7 protein-coding genes and 3 pseudogenes are annotated in these 16,931 nt (G+C 57.0%); 6 read left to right on the top strand and 4 right to left on the bottom strand.

Annotated elements, in window-relative coordinates; all coding sequences use genetic code 11:
* Nucleotides 1-133: 133 nt before the first annotated feature.
* The 3 genes from ACNJYD_RS10340 (at nucleotide 134) to ACNJYD_RS10330 (ending at nucleotide 3,469) form a co-directional block, all read left to right on the top strand.
* Nucleotides 134-496: a NolY gene (locus tag ACNJYD_RS10340; RefSeq protein WP_439366242.1), complete on the top strand. Its 363-nt coding sequence runs from the start codon at nucleotides 134-136 to the stop codon at nucleotides 494-496.
* Nucleotides 497-1,749: 1,253 nt separating this feature from the next.
* The gene (locus ACNJYD_RS10335) at nucleotides 1,750-1,995 is read left to right on the top strand and encodes a hypothetical protein (RefSeq protein WP_439366241.1); all 246 of its coding nucleotides are present in this window, start codon (nucleotides 1,750-1,752) and stop codon (nucleotides 1,993-1,995) included.
* Between the two features lie 748 nt (nucleotides 1,996-2,743).
* Nucleotides 2,744-3,469 (top strand): outer membrane protein, encoded by a 726-nt coding sequence (locus tag ACNJYD_RS10330; RefSeq protein ID WP_439366240.1) that lies wholly within the window; start codon nucleotides 2,744-2,746, stop codon nucleotides 3,467-3,469.
* A 281-nt stretch (nucleotides 3,470-3,750) separates the two neighbouring features.
* On the opposite strand, the pseudogene ACNJYD_RS10325 reads toward ACNJYD_RS10330, so the two are convergent.
* A pseudogene (locus ACNJYD_RS10325) lies at nucleotides 3,751-4,456 on the bottom strand (helix-turn-helix transcriptional regulator).
* A gap of 1,629 nt (nucleotides 4,457-6,085) precedes the next feature.
* Here ACNJYD_RS10325 and hemN point away from each other — a divergent pair.
* On the top strand, nucleotides 6,086-7,423 hold the full coding sequence (gene hemN, locus ACNJYD_RS10320; protein WP_439366239.1) for an oxygen-independent coproporphyrinogen III oxidase: 1,338 nt from the start codon (nucleotides 6,086-6,088) through the stop codon (nucleotides 7,421-7,423).
* Nucleotides 7,424-9,573: 2,150 nt separating this feature from the next.
* Nucleotides 9,574-10,968, top strand: coding sequence for a carbohydrate porin (locus ACNJYD_RS10315; RefSeq protein ID WP_439366238.1), 1,395 nt, complete (start codon nucleotides 9,574-9,576; stop codon nucleotides 10,966-10,968).
* A gap of 969 nt (nucleotides 10,969-11,937) precedes the next feature.
* Here the strand turns inward: ACNJYD_RS10315 and ACNJYD_RS10310 are convergent.
* Entirely contained in the window at nucleotides 11,938-14,193 is a 2,256-nt protein-coding gene (locus ACNJYD_RS10310; RefSeq protein WP_439366237.1) for a hypothetical protein, read from the bottom strand.
* Nucleotides 14,194-14,619: 426 nt separating this feature from the next.
* Between ACNJYD_RS10310 and ACNJYD_RS10305 the strand changes: the two are divergent.
* Nucleotides 14,620-15,467 (top strand): annotated as a pseudogene (locus tag ACNJYD_RS10305) (NEL domain-containing protein).
* A 378-nt stretch (nucleotides 15,468-15,845) separates the two neighbouring features.
* Here ACNJYD_RS10305 and ACNJYD_RS10300 read toward each other — a convergent pair.
* On the bottom strand, nucleotides 15,846-16,763 hold the full coding sequence (locus ACNJYD_RS10300; protein ID WP_439366236.1) for a nucleotidyl transferase AbiEii/AbiGii toxin family protein: 918 nt from the start codon (nucleotides 16,761-16,763) through the stop codon (nucleotides 15,846-15,848).
* Nucleotides 16,693-16,905: pseudogene (locus ACNJYD_RS10295) on the bottom strand (DUF6088 family protein); the annotation flags it as partial. The pseudogene ACNJYD_RS10295 and the gene ACNJYD_RS10300, both read right to left, overlap by 71 nt.
* Nucleotides 16,906-16,931: the final 26 nt, after the last annotated feature.

Raw genomic sequence — 16,931 nt, 5'->3', positions numbered from 1 at the left:
ACGCTCATTTCCCCTTTGCAATCCTTTCGCGGCACATCTGTGCCGCCTTCCGGCGACGCATCCGCGGTCTGGCGAACGGGAAACGATACCTTTATTCCGCCTGTCTTGCATTTCACCACTTTGGAGAAATACCGTGGAACTTGACCCTTCCAATTCTCGCATACAGGACCTCGAGGATCGCATCGACCTGCAACTCGACATCGTGGCGGCGCTCATGCGCGAACAAGGCAACGAGCTCGAAGCGATCCGACTGCTCAATGCACTCATAAGCCAAATGATTACGGCGGAGCTGGAGCTCGGCCAGCGATGCGATCCGAGCACCGGCGATGGACGAATGCGACTGTCACGAGACCGTGGCGTTTACCACCCCGAGGACCTTCAGTTTTTGGGACGCCTCTTCGATCAGACTGTGGCGGCATTACCAACAGCGCTACGAACTTCCGTCAATCGAATGACGATCGCCAAGCTGATTTTTTCACGTGCGGCGGCAGACTGACGTTTCGTTTGGTTTTTTTCTGGACGTTGATGGCGCCGACCGCACGTTTATCGTTGGACTGACAACCGTGCCAAGGTCGTCCGCACCAGGGATCGAGGGTATGCGGCTTATGGGCTCCCCGTCCATAAGCGGGTCGTTTCCGCTGGCTTTCTATGTCGCAACTGCTCGCGACAATGTTCGAGAGCAGGCTCGCTTTAGCTCGCGCCGTGGACGATACAGTTGAGTTCGATCTAGCAAGACCTTGCCGTTCTTCGACGCCTGTGCCAGCAAGAGCTGACAGCGGGGAAGCGCAACCCAACACATACGTTCGAGACATCGAATGGCTATCGGCGCTTCCGATTCCTCCCTGGCTCGACCTTCCTACGCCACTCTCTCTTGGAAACCCGCAATGCACGGGACCGACCCTTCTTTGCCAGATGAGAAGGAATCCGTTGTGGGCCACGTTGCATCTCGCTTCCTCTCCTAGGGTGACTAACCTGGAACGAACACCACACTGAGAGCAGAAAACCATCCGCAGAGTGAAGAGCGCGACAACGGGCTGCGGACATCTCAGAAAGCAAACAAGTAGCGTCCGGAAATCGCACATAAATCCAAATACGATCCCCACAGCAGGCCTAGCGGATGTGATTTCTTGCTTGTGATCGAGCGCCAACAGGCGACATGTTGGAGGTATGTTGTCCCTTCCGAAAAGTTAATGCTCGTAACTGGCGACCAGCCACTCCGCACGTTGAGCACTCTTTCCGGGAGGCACCACGACATGGTCCGGCCGCGCACTGGTGGCGCTAAGACGGGGCGCGCGCACCACCTGTCCGTACTGAGAACCTCAACTAAGCTTTCCCGAGGCCGGCTAGTATTGCAGCCTTGGTCGCTTCTTGACTTCAGATTGAGTAACGCAGCGGAGCGATCCATTTTCATCCCGTCCGGTTAGTCGTGACCGGCCTGGCGCGGATCTTGCGATTGCAAGAAGAAGATCCACAATTTATTGTCGATGCCAATCGACAGCTCACTACGGTAAAGAAGCGCGGTAGAATTCCTGCTCGTTTCACTCCCTTGAGAATTATTCGACTGCACTTGTGAATACGACATTCGGTCATCTGACCTTCAACAAATATCTATAAACTCTCTAAAAGCACCGAGTGCAGCTCGATCAAGCGTCTGCTCGCTGATGTCTTGCTTGCTAAGATACGTCAAGAAATCTCGGTTAGCTTTTGGGAAGGTACTCCCTTGTATCAGGATGTCGAGGAGTGTTTGACATGGATCAGTTTTCTTCCGACCAAGTGCCGGTGCCAGATGCTGTCGTGTCCGTCGCATTTGACAAGGCTTGGGGCTTTGTCGAGAAGGATCCGTTGCTTGCACATAATCTCAAGGCCGTCCTTCATAGCCGATTGCGCACGTACCTTGAGTGCTCGATAAGAAACGGCGAACGGAATACCCTCAATCTGGCAAACGAGGCGATACGCAACTTGCGCGCTGAACTCGCGCCGTCGGCCGAGCAGTGAGCGCTTGCACCCGCGGCGCTGGGAGCGTCTGGCCTGGTAAACGCATTTAGACGGGCCCTAAGCGATAGACAAATCGGACCAAAGTGTGGTCACGCAGACTTTTTGCCGGCGCGCTAGTATCGCTCGCCGGGAAGCCGCCTACCGTTTTCTCTCCTGACCTTGAGCTCGGCATGACCTTGCGCAACTTCAGATAAACGCGTTCTCAAGCATAGCCGCATCGGCTTAGCCCCCCCTTCGATCGACGTAGACGTTGACGGACGTCGAGCTACACCTGTGACAGGGCCCGAGCCAAAGCGCTCGAGCCTGCGATTGATCATCACGGCGTCGCTCACGATTGCAAGCGATAGCACGACCGCGCCGCGCAAAAAATTGACTTTGGGCGCCCGAGGCGGGTCTGCAATCAAGGTCATCATTGCCTAGCGGTCTGAGCCGGCAGCATGTACTGAGCGTGTAGGCACGGTCTCGCTTTGCCATTCGTTAGCGACCGAAGGAGCCAAGCACCGGCCAACGTTTCTTCCCATCGCAGGTCACCATGAACGGCTCGTCTTCACAGAAGGACCCGCGCGAGCCGCCACTGCCGGACCCGCAATGGATGCGGACAAGCGGCATTTTGCGCGCTCCACAATCTGACGCCGCGTACGATTGGAGACATTTCTTTCCAAGACATGTTGTGCGGCAGTTACAGCAATTCGCGTTCATATTGTTAAACGCACGGCGCCGGGGGCCACCGAAAGGAAACCACACTCGAATGAAAAACATTCTGATTATGACTGCAAGCATCGGCGCACTCGTTGCGGCCGCTCCCTCCTTCGGCACGGACCTGGCCGGGCAGCCTGTCAAGGTCAAAGCGGCACCGCAGCCGGCCGCGGCCCCGATTACCGATTGGTCCGGCTACTATATCGGTGCAAATGGCGGCTGGGGAACGAGCCACAATTGCTGGGATTTCAATGGCGCCACTCCCGAGGGCTGCCACAATTCCACTGGCGGGACCATTGGCGGCCAGATTGGCTATCGTTGGCACATCTTCAACATGGTCTACGGCATCGAAGGTCAAGGCAACTGGGCCCACTTCAACGGCTCCAATGTCAGCACCGCCTTTCCGGCAGACACCGTTGGCACCAAAACAGATGCATTCGGTCTACTCACGGGCCATATCGGCTACGCGTTCAATGCCGTGCTGCTGTACGGCAAGGGTGGTGCTGCGGTGACCAGCAACACCTATCAGGTCAGCTCGGTGACTACTGGCACCGAGATTGGCAAAAGCAGTGATGTGCGTTGGGGGGGCGTGCTGGGAGCCGGTGCCGAAGTCAGCCTCACGTCGAACTGGTCAGCTGGCGTCGAGTATAACCACTTGTTCATGCAGCGCAGCAACATCAGCTTCCCAGCGGCTCTTGGTGCAGATCGCGTCCACCAGGACGTCGATCTCATCACGGCACGGCTCAATTACAAGTTTGGCTCGCCCTTTGCTAGATAGTGACCTCCACGCGGTTGCGTGAATGGGAACCCCGGCCGCGGTCGGGGTTCTCCTCAACTGCTCCTCTCCCTGCCGGCCGCCCTACCCCAGTTCCGAAGCATCAGGTGCAAGCTCGTCTAAGCAATGGGGCACAGGCTAAGTCGTGTGTGGCCGAGATGCCCCAACGCACTGTGCAAGAGGTCAGTCGATTCGATAATTTCATCGATCTTATGAAGTCGCACAACCTCACGCAGCGTGAGATAGCGGACTTGCCCCAAGGACCGTCGCATCTGCGAGCTCGCCTAAGGTGCCATGTTCAACATGCCAGAAACTGGGTCAACGGATCTGCAGTGGGCGCCACGTTCCTCAAAATTCAAAGAACAATTGAGGCGAATAGCGATAGCGACCGCTTGAATTCGGCTGGTTGCACCCAGCTTCCGCATCGAATTCTTGACATGAAAGTTGACCGTATTCTCGCTGATTCCCATGATCCTTCCGATTTCCCACGACGATTTGCCCTCTGCCACCCACCGCATGGGCCAGCGCGTTGAGATGACCGATGCGGTGCTGAGGGTCAGCATCGTCGAACGCGGATGCAAACGACACCACAGACACCCGACCCAACGGGCCAAACCATGGCACGCTCATGCCATGCTTCAGGCCCGCCTCTCTCGCCTCGTCCAGTACGTGTCTCTCGTCCGGTTGAAGTTGATAGTAGTCGGCGAGTTGATCCCACAAGTACGGCCGCGAAAGCATCGGCGTCCGCCGGACCACCGGATCGATAGTATGGTACTTGCGCTTGAAATATCGGTCGCACCAGTCTGGTGGCCACTTCACAGCGACAGTCGGAGGTGGATACTCCGCCAGCCGAAGCGGATCAACGAAGTTGAGAGCGCCGTAGGCGACTTCACTAAAGCCTTCCTTGGCGGCACAGCCTACAAGAAGCTCGAACAGCGCTCTGAGTGAATGAGTCTGGTTCGCACATTCAGTAAAACTAAAGAGGTCCATAATGGGCGCCTCAGTACCACGATCGAGCTCCCGGTCATCGTGTTCGGTTGCGCCTATTTTCAGGCGGAGCCACATTCCATGAGCTGAACTCGACGTTTTGTTATTCGCGCAGTCTGAGCGCTCGCCCGCTATTAGATGCCATCTGGGCACTTTGCATGCGCTTCACCAGTAGGCCCAGGTCAGAGTAGCAAGTGTCGTACCAACTGTTGATTTCGCCAAAATCAAACGTGACGAAACCGCTTTAAAGGCGGTCGATTGGTTGCGAGCTCAGCGCCTTGAAGCATTCAAGACATTGGTAGGGAAGGCGACCGCACCATTTGCGAGCCGCGCCACAATAATTATCCTTTTACCGGTCCCCGAGTGCGTTCGATGCCTTCGGCATTGTGCAACAGAGGTCGGATGGGGTGCCAACTTTCAACTGATCAAGCTAAGCGGCAATCTCCTCGATGCCTGGGTAAGCTCAGCTCTCATTCGAGCAAGAGGATCTCCAGGCTCGATTGGCCTACCGAACCACAAACTTCCTCGATCCATTGGGAATGGAGCTGAATACCAGGATGGGAACGCATTTTCATGCGGTGAAAAGGCGCAAGATCTCCCAGCAGGGTTCTGCATAGACGGCTGCAGCTCACAGCATTGAGAACGTAGTGACTGACGGTCGACGCCCCGACCGGGCCGCCTATGTGAAATTGAGAGCTGCAGGTGCATCGCATCGATGCGACCCAATGAAAGCTAACGGAATAGATATGCGCGGTCTGGACCAATCGATAGCCGCAAAGGCGATCTTTAAAACGAACTAACTCAGCTGATGAAGCAGAATAGAAATTGTCGCAGATAATAAGTGTCACGTCCGATGCATCTGGCCAAGATTCCCTTTGTTATCGGCAAAACGTCCACAGCCGGTGAGCTGCATTGGACAGGAACGAGATGCCGCCGAACCAAGGCGCCCCGACGCACTTCGCCGGGGGGCTGAAAGTGCGCCGGGTTCGCCCCAACATCATCAGTACATCCGTGATGATGCTTGTGGCAATGAGACAAGCAGCGTGGCGGAATTGAGGCTTATGCGTTCGATACTAGAGATCAAAACGAGTTTCCGTCGGCTGCCCCAGGGGACTTGAATCGCACGTCGCGTCACGTTGTAGCATTGCCCTCCTCTCGCTCGCATGCAGCAAGCAACTTATCTTCCGTGGCACTCGGCTTTGGACGGGAGGCATCTATTGACCTCTGTAAGCAACCAAATCAGCCTGTGCTTCGAAAGCACGCTTTGAAAATCCACCGGGAAGCTTAGCTACCCCTGAAGAGACCCATAAGTCCGTCTTTTCGTCGCAAAAATGACTGACCATCAGGGAGTGCGGAAACGACGTATCCTCGGATGAGCAATTGATGGTTGCAGGCTCGTCGGCACCTCAGCCGCTTCAACCGTGCTCGCACGAGAAATTCACATCTCGAACGTGCAGATTGCCCCCAACGAGCGACTCTCACTCCCTTCGCTCTACCTCCAAGCCGCGTTGGCAGGAACATCGAAAACGGGGCCAGATCTCAGAACCCACTAGGCGGGTTTGACATATCGCAAAGACATTAAAGAGGGTATTCGTCAGCTTTATGCTCGCCTGACCATTGGAAAGCTAGGATTTGCAGACCTCCCTTCTGAACAAGTACTGCGATGCCCGCCTGCCTTGGTACACCATCTATCCCACCGTACAGGATTTCTCCGCGACGGTCGGTGCCAAGACTTGCGAGACATGGCTGAGGCGGCTGCGGCCCGACGAGCCCGTATCGCTCTACATCCACGTTCCATTCTGTCGTTCCATCTGTTGGTATTGCGGCTTCCCTACAAGCCTCACTCGCAGCGAGCAACCGGTCCGCAATTACTTGGCAGCACTGCGAGACGAGATAGGCTTGGTAGCAGAGCAAGTGCCGCGCGCCATGCCGGTGAGCGACGTGCATTTCGGCGGCGGGACGCCGACCACCATTGCACCGAGCGATTTTCTCCTCTTGATGGAACTCGTGCGCCACTGCTTTACGTTCAGCAAATCAGCTACCATCGCCATAGAACTCGATCCGCGTGCGGTCACGTCTGAGATGGTAGAAACTTTGCAAGCGGCCGGGGTCAGCCGCGCGAGCATCGGCGTGCAAAGCTTCGACCCGGTGGTTCAGAGGTCGGTCAACCGCGTGCAAAGCGAGGTGCTAACGGCTTCTGTCGTCGACAGTCTACGCCAGCATGGGATCAGCCACATCAATTTCGATCTCCTCTTCGGACTACCGCATCAAACGGTGCGGTCCTGCGTGGACTCCGCGCGGACAGCTCTGGCCATGCGACCAGACCGACTTGCGGTTTTTGGATATGCTCACGTCCCGTTCTATATGAAACGTCAGCGCCATCTCGATGAGACGGCGCTGCCGGACAATATTGCCCGCGCTGAGCAAGCCGCAGCCATTGCAAATACCCTGGTCTCGGCCGGCTACCACCAGATCGGGCTCGATCATTTCGCCCTGCCCAACGACGAGCTCGCGCTGGCGCAGAAAGCTGGTCGACTGCGCCGCAACTCCCTCGGTTATTCTGCTGATACCTGCAAAACCGTAATCGGCTTAGGTCCGTCCGCCGTCGGCCGTTTGCGTGAGGGTTATGTGCAGAACGAGATCGCAACCACTTCCTATCACGAACACGTTCGTGCCGGCCGCCTGGCAATCTCAAAAGGCCATTGTCTTTCGGCCGAAGATCGCCTCCGCGCCACAATCATCGAGCGTCTAATGTGCGATTTGCACGCCGACATACCAGCGATCTGTGCTGCTCACGGATATGATCCGACTCCTCTTCTCAAGCCTGCAGGCCGGCTGGGAATGCTTGTCGAAGACGGGATAGTGGACATTGAAGAGGGTTTGGTTCGGGTCAAGCAGGAGCATCGGTTTGTCGTTCGTGCAGTTGCTGCCGCATTCGACACTTATCTCGACCGTACCCCTATTAGCTAAGCCACGCATGTGCAGATTCCAACACGTCTAAGCTCTTCGCGAGGGAATGATCCTAAGAGGCGCCCCCGACAGACAGGCCAGATTTCGAGGATGGAGCGGCGGTGTTAGATATAGCCTCAAATCGGCGAGGGCTGATCAGAAGCGAGCCGATTGAAAGAGAGGCTCAGCGGATTCCGCCGCTCCGGCCCCCTCTGTTGCGTGGGAACGCTCAGCCGTTAGCTGCGCCGGAGTGGTCTCGATTGCAGTGAGCGCCTCAGCGAAACCCCACTCGATGCGTCGGCATCAGCACAAGCTTCAGGCATTTTGCGGCCGGAGCAGCTTTGCGAAGCAATGGTCCTCCTCGAGCAGAGTTGGAGCCTCGAGTACACCTGCAGCAGTCTCAACCTTAAGGCTCGGCTTTCTTATCCTTGCGATCACTGGCGCGCGTCCGACATAAACGAGCCTTTCTGGTTTGGACGGCCGAAGGGTTTCCTGGCGTCGCTTGAAACAGCCCGGGCTGGCGACAACGGAGCACGGGAGCAGCAGATGGGAGGGGTGTTAAACTCTGCAGCGATTCGATTCGCGAGGTCAGCATGGTGATCTGATCCAGGATCCCTTTCAGGTCACCACGCTGGCCAGCGACCGGGCGGTTGAGTTCCACGATCTCATCGTCAGCTTTATGTTGCGCCTCTTTTACGTCGGACTGAATTGCTCTGTCCCCGGGTGATGGGCGCATCGTTGAGGGTACATCTTGAACTTCTGTCGTCTCGACAAATTGTTCAATCTTAGCCTAAAGCTACGCGCCAAAAGCATACGGGCCTACGAGGCAGGTGGCAGCACTAAAACCGCGAGGATCCGTCTTGATGGCCTTTGCAAGAGCGGCCGATTGATCAATCAACTCCATTGTTCTTCGCTCACCATCCTTTCCAGCAGATTTCTTTGTCGAAGCGAGAGCCTGTGATGCTGACGTGCTCCAAGGGCTGCCAGCGTGCATATTCAGTAATCTTGGCGACGTTTCCGATCGGCTGCTCCTGCTTCGATGCCATCCCGTTTAGCAACTCGACGATTTGCGCTCGTTATCCATGATAAAAGCCCGCAGCGAGCAATGATTGTCGTCGTCGTTGCCGAAGGCGCGGCATTTTCTCCTCATTCAGACGACTGTTGCAGATTTTCTCGAACGTCGCACGAATGCAGATGTCCGCGCCTTCCTGCATTGCGTTGGATGGAGCAGCCTCGCCCCAGGCCTTGACGACGTCACAAACTTCATCCGGGACAGGCCACATAGGCACGCCGGTTGAACGGCCAAGCCGCAATGGCCGATTGGACCAGTTATCGTTGCAACCGTTCAACTCTCAGTTCTGGCAGGTTGTTTGAGATTACGGATACATGGCAAGCGGACCAACGAACGCTGCACACGTCAGGACTCGGATGCAACACAGATTTGGCCGTGAAAACCGTGGTAACAGAGCCAGCAACCTGCTCGCGGGTAGCCAGCAAACCTGCTGTATGGCTGATTCCTCCGGCCTCCTAGGCCATCAGGTTAGCCGTGTAATTGCCGGACGCGCAAATCAAAGGCGCCTCGGCAAGCTCGGCGATTGTCTCGTATTTCCGTGACACCGATACCAATGAAGCGCTTCGTGAAGCCTGGCCTCACCGCAAAATCGGCTGACTCACGGTGAGCAAGGTGGACATTCGCAACGCTTTTGTATCCATGACAGCAGGGCACTGCGCGCTCGTCCTTAGCATCTTGATGAACCGACGCTCGGGGCTAACTCTCGGCGCACCGGTGTCGTTCATAGGCATTGTTGCAAAGCAGATCATCGCGTCGCGAGCTAACAGCTCTACAAAGCGTCAGCGGTTCTCGTCGGAAAACTCGAGATCTAGCTCGTCTCCCTCGCCCTCGGACGTGAAAACGCTGAGAGATTACTCTTGGCCGATCAGGCCGCAGCGCAATCTATTCATGGCCGACAGAGATGGAAGCAAGGTGCGCCGTGCGTGATTGCCTTCTTGAGACGAGTTTGGGATGCCCAGCGGCCAAAGCACTATCCTTCAATCTAAGGCGCAGGGGAAAGCAACGTAGGCTTGTTATCGCAGTTTCGCTCGCAGCTTACCTGGTCGACAATTCCGTACTGGCCCAAACCACCAGCCGGTATGATCCTAGTAGCCCCCCTGTGCATCAGGCCAGCAAAAGACCAAAGGCTTCTGATCCGGCCGAAAAGCTCTGGATCGACCTGGCAATCAGCTCTCCTGCCCCGACGCCAATACCAAGTCCCGGTGTGCCTTTCGAAAAGCGCGCTAGTGCGGACAGTGCTGCTCAGACAAGAACGCGAAAGACGGTCGATCCCTTCGCACGGTACGATAATCTGCGTGAAAAAGGGGTGTGGTTTACCATACCTGGCGCTGCGGACACGATTGATCAGGACAAGGGCGGCGTTAGATCGGCGCTTGCAGATGTCGGCATCGGCTACATCGGCTGGACACACAACAGCTTTGCAAACAACCTGCTGCCGAATGCCGCCAGAAACACTATCGAAAACCAGCTCTATATCGGCCAGAATCCGACCTTCGCGTCGGCAAACTTCATGATCGTCACCTACGATCTCAGCCGGTTTGGGATTTACGACGGACAAATTGTACTAGGGGCCGAGCAGCAACACTGGACGTGGGATCGCGCGGGACCAGATCGAGTGGGGCTTAATACGCTCGCCTACTACCAGACTTTCTTCGATAGGACGCTAGAACTCAAACTTGGCTATCTCAGAAACCAAAATGAATTCACCGGCACATTGTTCGGAGGGATTACGGGTTCGAACATGTCTGCCTTGTTCCAGGGAGGCATGAGCACCAATGCCGCACCGACGCCGGCGGTCAACCTGAAGTACAATTTCTACAGTGGCTTGTACAACAAGGTCTCCGTCCAGCGCTCAATTAGTCCAGATGGTCCCTATGTCCAGATAACGGAGAATCCCACGGGCTTGAACTGGAGCACGCCCCATGCAAGCATTCTTCTCATTGATGAAGGCGGCTACAAAAGCAAGGCAGCTCCCGGCGTACCCGATACCTGGCTGCGGGCGGGCGTTGGTTTCAACAGCAGCAGGTACACGAGTTTGACGGATCCCAAGCGACGGAGGGATAGCGGGAATAACTTTCACTACATCGCTGCGGACAGGCAGTTCTGGCAGAACGACCCCGATGGGACGCCATCTCGCGGGATCTATGGCGGCTTCTCCATTATGGAAGCTCCGCCGGACCTGAACAGGATCAGCCGATATTGCGAGCTTCGTCTTTACGCGAGGGGAGCATTTGACAGTCGGCCCAGTGATCTGATTGCACTCGTTGCTAGCAACACGAGCTGGAGCAAATTTGCGGTGGATGCTGCCCTCGCCAAAGGGCAGCTTGCGCATCGCGAAACAACAGCAATCACCGCAACATATACCGCCCATCTCGCTCCGGGAATATATGCAGGGGTGGGACTGTCATACATTCATAACCCGACAAGCATTACGCACACTCCCCAGACTAAAGACGCGCTCAATCTGTTGCTATCTACGTTGATATTCTTCTGATCATCGCAACCGCCATTCTGCTACGGCCTCCTCGTGACCCGGGGGAGACTTGAGCTTGGCGATTTCTTTGAAATGATCCGCCGCATCTGCGCTAGCCAAGCATTGTTGCTCGGCTTGATCGGAAGTCGCTGACCCGGCGATGACGGGCGCGAGTTCAGCGGGGACGCTAATAGCAACTGACTCGTTAAAGCATTGGAGTATCTACGGACCTTTCGCTCGACGGGGGGCGTCGTCCCCATCGTGCGTCCAAGGCACACTCGCGCTAATCTCAATCCTTTCCCCGCAGAACCGGACTCTTATCAATCCCGAAGACGCCATACCTACGGAGCCGACAAGCATCGATGGCGCCCCTGTGCAAAATCGCGCGCCCGCACGAAGCTAATCGGCAAGAGGAGCATCAGACGGGCATGATAATACGCCCCTACCGTCGGCTCTCCACCGAAGGACAGGTCCTTGTCGGTCCAGAGCAACTTCTTAAGAAGCAGCTTCGGCTGCCTACTGGATCATCTTTGACAACCAATCCATACCCTTGCCAGGTTCCGTCCCTTCACAGGAGCTTCAGCAGCTCGAAAGGACTTACGTGGCGAGCTTCAGCGGCAATCGGAGGATCCCTGGCTTCTCGTTTTTCGTTGTCCAGAGAAGTTTACTGGATGAGGAGCAGTTCTCGGGGGGAGTTCGACGCAGAGCAGAGCTCTCGGGAGGAACCCTCGGGTAAGTGTTGCAGGGGGTCTCTATCGAGAGGGGTGCACACGGCGTTGGCGAGAGACAGTCGTCTTCGAAACCAATCTCGTGTCTGAGTACGAGCACTGGAATTGTAGCACGATAAACCGACCGCCAGCAGCATCGAGAACGTCACGCCTCACCTCTGCAATCTACATCGACGGGATGCATGGCCCGTCAAGCGCGACGTGAGCGAAGGCCGCGCGCGAACTGCCCGCCGAGCATTTGGAAACAGCCAAGTTTGGTTCTTCAGCCACGTTCGGGATAGACGCGAACGCGCCGGCGTCCCTCGCTTTCCGCCAGCTCGCCCCTATAAGGCACTCCACGGATCTCGAAATAGGTCGGGCGCCCGACTTCGGGCATGATGCGCTGGCCTTCAAGGACGCGGACAAGGTAATCGGGCAGGAATCGCTCCCGGTGCTCCCATCCGCCCCGAATCAAGTACCCAAGATCGACTGTACCTTTGTCGGGTCGCGCGGCCCTGACGATCTGCGGGGGACGATAGAGGGGCTGCGATGGGCCAGCTTCGTTTATCCCGCCAGCGCGCGGGTGATGGATCAGGCGAACATCCATGGGGCCTTCCGGGCCGACAGTCGCGGAATAGTGCTCCCCATTGATCGCAAACTGACTTGGCCCAAACTGGTTTGGCAGCAGATTGATATTGCTCAATACATCGATCAACACGTCCGAAGCCGCCTGGGAGCCGTGGCGCCAGTCGGCGCCAACGATCGCTCCGATATCCCGCAGCTCCGGAGCCGGCCCCGGCGGTCCTGCGAACCACGAGGGGGCTGCAAATTCAGGTGCTGGCGCAGAGCGCGCATCGTCACGCAAGTCGTGCGGTGTGGGTGGATCCAGATCAACGAAGGAGTCGAGACCGCCGTAGATGTTTGACGATCGGGGCCTCACCGATGACGGTGATGCGGGTTCTTGCATTTGTTGCCCAATCCAGGCCCAGGCTCCCTGGCTGGGGGTGGCCGGAGTAGCAGGAAGCTCGAGCGGCGGATGAGCTTGCGCGGCCCAGTGCGGCGCTGGCACTGGTGAGGCGGGTTCGTGGATTTGCTCGCCAAGCCAATCCCGGGCTGCCGCGCTCAGCGTTGCCGGGGATGCCGGAAGCTGTTGCGACGAACCGGCCTGCCAATCGCTGGGCTCTCGCATCGATGTGGTGGGCCCGTGGATCTGCTCGCCAAGCCAATCCCAGGCTCCCGCGCTCGGGGTAGCTGGCGTTGCAGGAGGCTCCTGCATTGAGTGCGGCTGTCGAGCAGCTTCCCAAGAAGGCTGGCCCGGATCGTCAGGAGGCTGCAATCCAAGCCTCCTGTTCGCCTCCATGATTTGTTCGTATCGGCTAAGTCTGACCAGATCAGGTTTGATCTTGCTGTCCTTGGTTTCGCTCCTGTACTTCTCTACATCCAGGTCAAGCGCTGAGGTGGAAAGTCGGCCAGCGATTGGCGGCCGATCATGCGTCTGCAGCCACTCACTCAGCCTATACATGCGGCGAGCTTGCCTATCGATCGTCTCCGGCTCGATCCTGTGCGTCGCCTTTTCCGCGGCCGCCCACATACCGATCAGGGTTGCGTCCGCGCGGTGAGGGGCCAGTCGGCGGAGATCAGCCGCCAAGGCGTTCCCGGCACCGACCTCACGGAGTTTCTTCAAGGCCGCCTTGATGCGCGTGCCGCGGTCCTTTGCGTAGGTGTCGACATCCTCATCGAGTTCAGCTTCGAGCTGGTGGTTTTCCACGCTCGGATTTTCTAGCTGCGCGTTTTCCCGTTCCCGGCCAATTCGATCCGCGATTGAGGGCCTGCCGTTCGCGCTCAGGCGCACGCTCAAATGGCGCAGATCGGCTGCGGCATTCTTGATCGTTCCGTCGGTGAGGTTACCTGCCGCCTTGTTTCTAAAATCCTTTATCAGCGCCTCGTCCTCCTCAGGGACCGGGCCCCCGCGCGTCCGGCCCGGCTGCCGAGCATAGTCAATGCGAAGATTCGTGGAAACGGCATCCCCCTGTCCCGCGTCGCGCGAGAACTTTTCGCTGCTGCTCCTGCCAAAAGCCTTGCCGATTCCCGATTTGAAGAGTGACCATAGTCCGCCGCTTTTTGCGCTCTTTGTCGACGCGTTGGACTCTGCGTCCGGAAAGCTGTAGCGCGCGCTGCTGAACAGATCATCTCGCAAACTGGACTGCGGCACTTGCGCCAAAGCGGGAGGCTGAAAGCTGGGAATGTCTACGCTCCGGCGCGTGTCGTCCAGCGCACCCTCCCTAAAAGCGAAGTCCGTCGGCACCCGCATCGAACCGCCGAAATCCTCCCGCCGGACTGCTCGCCCCCCTCCCGCGGGAGCCCGATTGGGCGAACTTGAGTTGCTTTCATCAGACGGATCGAGACTCAAATCCTCCAGCCGCCGTTCAAAACCACCGGGATCCCTTTGGTTGTCTCCTCGCTGCGCGGTCCGCTCTTGCAGGGCGGCGTACTCCCGCATCCAGGCTCCTGAATTGAAGAATGGGTCAACCGGATCCACCCTGCTCTCCTCATGTTTGTATAGGCCCTACAGCAATCAGTACTGCCTCGCAGCAGATCGTCTAGCAAGAAACGGATTGTCGATTGTTGTAGCCGCAACCTTTCGAAAAGCTGACGAGATCAGGGCATTGCTGCGCGATTGACGGACTCGCATCGGCCGCCGCCTGGCGACGGGACGGGGTCGCTCCAATTTTGTCGCACTTCTTCGCCCGGACTGTTCCAGTCGACGAAATTCGTAAACCGATAATGCCAATGGATCGTCCTGTCGATCGTGCGAGAAATTCAAGCATCAGGCCGGAACTCACTCAGCCGCTAACAGTGTCTAATGTCATGGTGACGAACATCTTCTCCGCAACTTTGGCGCTGAGCTTATCCTGCGGCAGTTGCAGAATGGCTAAAGGGCAATCCACAGGAGGGAGATGGGGAGGTGCTCGCCGCTGGGCAGAACTTTGCAGAAGAGCCTGGCGCTCGGGAATACGGACTTTTCCTCGGCAAGCTGTTCGAGTCCGTCAACTCTGGCAATGAAGGGTTCCGGCAATCGGTGGCCAATGATCTGCGTCAGGCGGCAAAAAACCCCAATTGCGTGCCCAGTACTTTCAACTGGCATGGGACGCAAACCAGAGCTGCGAGGATCGCAGAACATTAACCTGGAACGGCATGCAGACCGCGCGCCTCATCGCGGAAGTCGAGAACGGCCTCTATGATAACAAGGCAGGACTTGCCGATCTCGTCGAATTGGGGCGCGTCATGTTCCGCATCGACGCGCTCGAGGCTATCGCGCGCGATAAGGCTCACTCGCTCGCCTCCATCGACAACATAGAAGGCATAGACGCCGTTGAAGTCTTTCTTGCCTATCAGAACAAACTGCGCGAGCGGTTGGGACTACAACACGTCGCGCCGGACATGCGCTTCTTTGAGATCTCCGGGGTTACCGGCTCTGACGTTGACAAGGCAGAGACATCAGTTCGTGACAGGGAGGCGGCCAAATTTTCCGACTATTTGGCAATGGATTGGCAGCCTTGGGACGATGCGATTCGCCGCATCGCACCTGAAGAGCATGCCAAGACGCAGGACCAGCTCATTGGTGCAATGGGAAAGGAGTTCGACAGACGAATAGAGCAACAGCTCACCGATCAAGGCCTGACCGGGGCTGAAGCTGGCCCCGTCGAAGATGCCAAGCGAGTGTTGGGTGCCGCAGTTCGCAAAGAGATCGCCCGTGAGATCAAGGGCGCCCTAAGAGATAAGGTGCTCAATGAGCACGGCCTCGCCCCGTGAAGCCGCATTTGCCGTAGGGTGCTGTTAATTTTGCTCCCGTTCCTCTGGTGCGCCGGTTGGCCGAGAGGAATGCGTAATGCGCAGCGAGTGCAGCGAGGCTGCTATCCAGAAACCGGCGTTGCTCCTATCTATCATGCTGCCGCCTGATGTAGGTCAGGTCGACGCTTGGAGTAGACTGGCTGCTAGCTCTGTACTGAGGCTCCTATGCGCAACGATCAGTCATACCAACTCTCAATGCCGAACACGCCAGTACACGTTTATCGGACACGCCTGCAATGTTGAGAGAGTTCAAGCTGGCTTATTCGCGCGTTTCGATCTCCGCGCAGTGGCGCATCAATTCGTCAAACATGGTCCGGTACATCGAGCAACAGTCCGTCATCAACCATGTGCTGGTAATCCTGCTCCAAGACGGTTCGGGACTCTCCTTCGGGAACAAGCTTCAAGGCACCGCCGACGGCCACGCAATAATCGACGACCGATCCCGCGGCGTCCTTTTTTGAGAAAAACCACGACTTGTGTTCTGCGACAATGGCAGCCAGCTTCCGGTCTTTCAGAGACTTCTCTGTAATGCCGGCATCGTACAAGATCGTACCAATGGCGCGCAAAGCGCTCACCTTTCAATTTGCCCTGAACGCAAAAAACATGCATCGCAGTAGCCTTCTCCCAGAAGTTACGCTCTGCCTTCATCGTTTTCGGCTTGGCCGTCGGAAATTCGAGCGTCTCAAGATATTGGGCGGCATCGCAAACGACGTCATGAACTTCACTCGGCTCGCCCGTTGATCGTGCGCCGAATTCGAGCATGACAGCGGAGCTCACATAACCGCTGCCGGTTTCCAAAGGATCGTAGGTGACAAAGATCTTTTCGTCCTTGGCTTCAGCCTTTGCGTTGAGCTTGTCGTCCTGCAGGCGTTGATTGAGCACGGGCAACGCTTCGTCTCTGACCCAGATTGGAAGACGCTCTCGAGCATGGGCGCTCCACTTCCTGCCCTGACCACGATTCTGGGGAACAGGATTGTCGTCGCTTGTGGTCACGAGATCCGGTGCGATCGCCCGGATGTCGTAAGTGAGATCGACATCTTCCGAGAAACGGCGGATTGCCCTGTATGCCTTTGAAAGGGACGTTCCGCCCTTGAAGACGAGATGCTCGTCCAACGGCGAGGAAAAGTGGGTGTCCAAACACCAGACGACCCAAACATCCTTTTCAAGCAGATGGGCTGGCCGTCCGGAGTTTGGCAAGCGCGCGCACCACCTCACCTGCTCGACGGTTTGCGAGAGCGAGCTGCCAACCGGGCGCATGCTTGAGCTCTACGATCTGCTTGCCGAGGTGAAGCTCACGAGAAGGACCGGACGTCAGATAAACCTGGCGAACAGGGACCTGCGTTGTCAAACCGAGACGGTTAGCTGCCGCAGCCCCGCTGGACACAATGATCTCACCGCTACGAACCTTGGTCTCTTCGACGACCT

It is taken from the genome of Bradyrhizobium sp. SPXBL-02 (genome assembly GCF_051853065.1).
In the GTDB taxonomy this organism is placed as follows: domain Bacteria; phylum Pseudomonadota; class Alphaproteobacteria; order Rhizobiales; family Xanthobacteraceae; genus Bradyrhizobium.
Note: the sequence above shows the minus strand (reverse complement) of the source record. Positions and strands in the feature narration are given on the sequence as shown.

Coding starts and splice junctions, on each gene's coding strand:
- ACNJYD_RS10335 (WP_439366241.1), top strand. CDS start 1,750: ATGGATCAGTTTTCTTCCGACCAAGTGCCGGTGCCAGATGCTGTCGTG.
- ACNJYD_RS10300 (WP_439366236.1), bottom strand. CDS start 16,763: ATGCGCCCGGTTGGCAGCTCGCTCTCGCAAACCGTCGAGCAGGTGAGG.
- ACNJYD_RS10330 (WP_439366240.1), top strand. CDS start 2,744: ATGAAAAACATTCTGATTATGACTGCAAGCATCGGCGCACTCGTTGCG.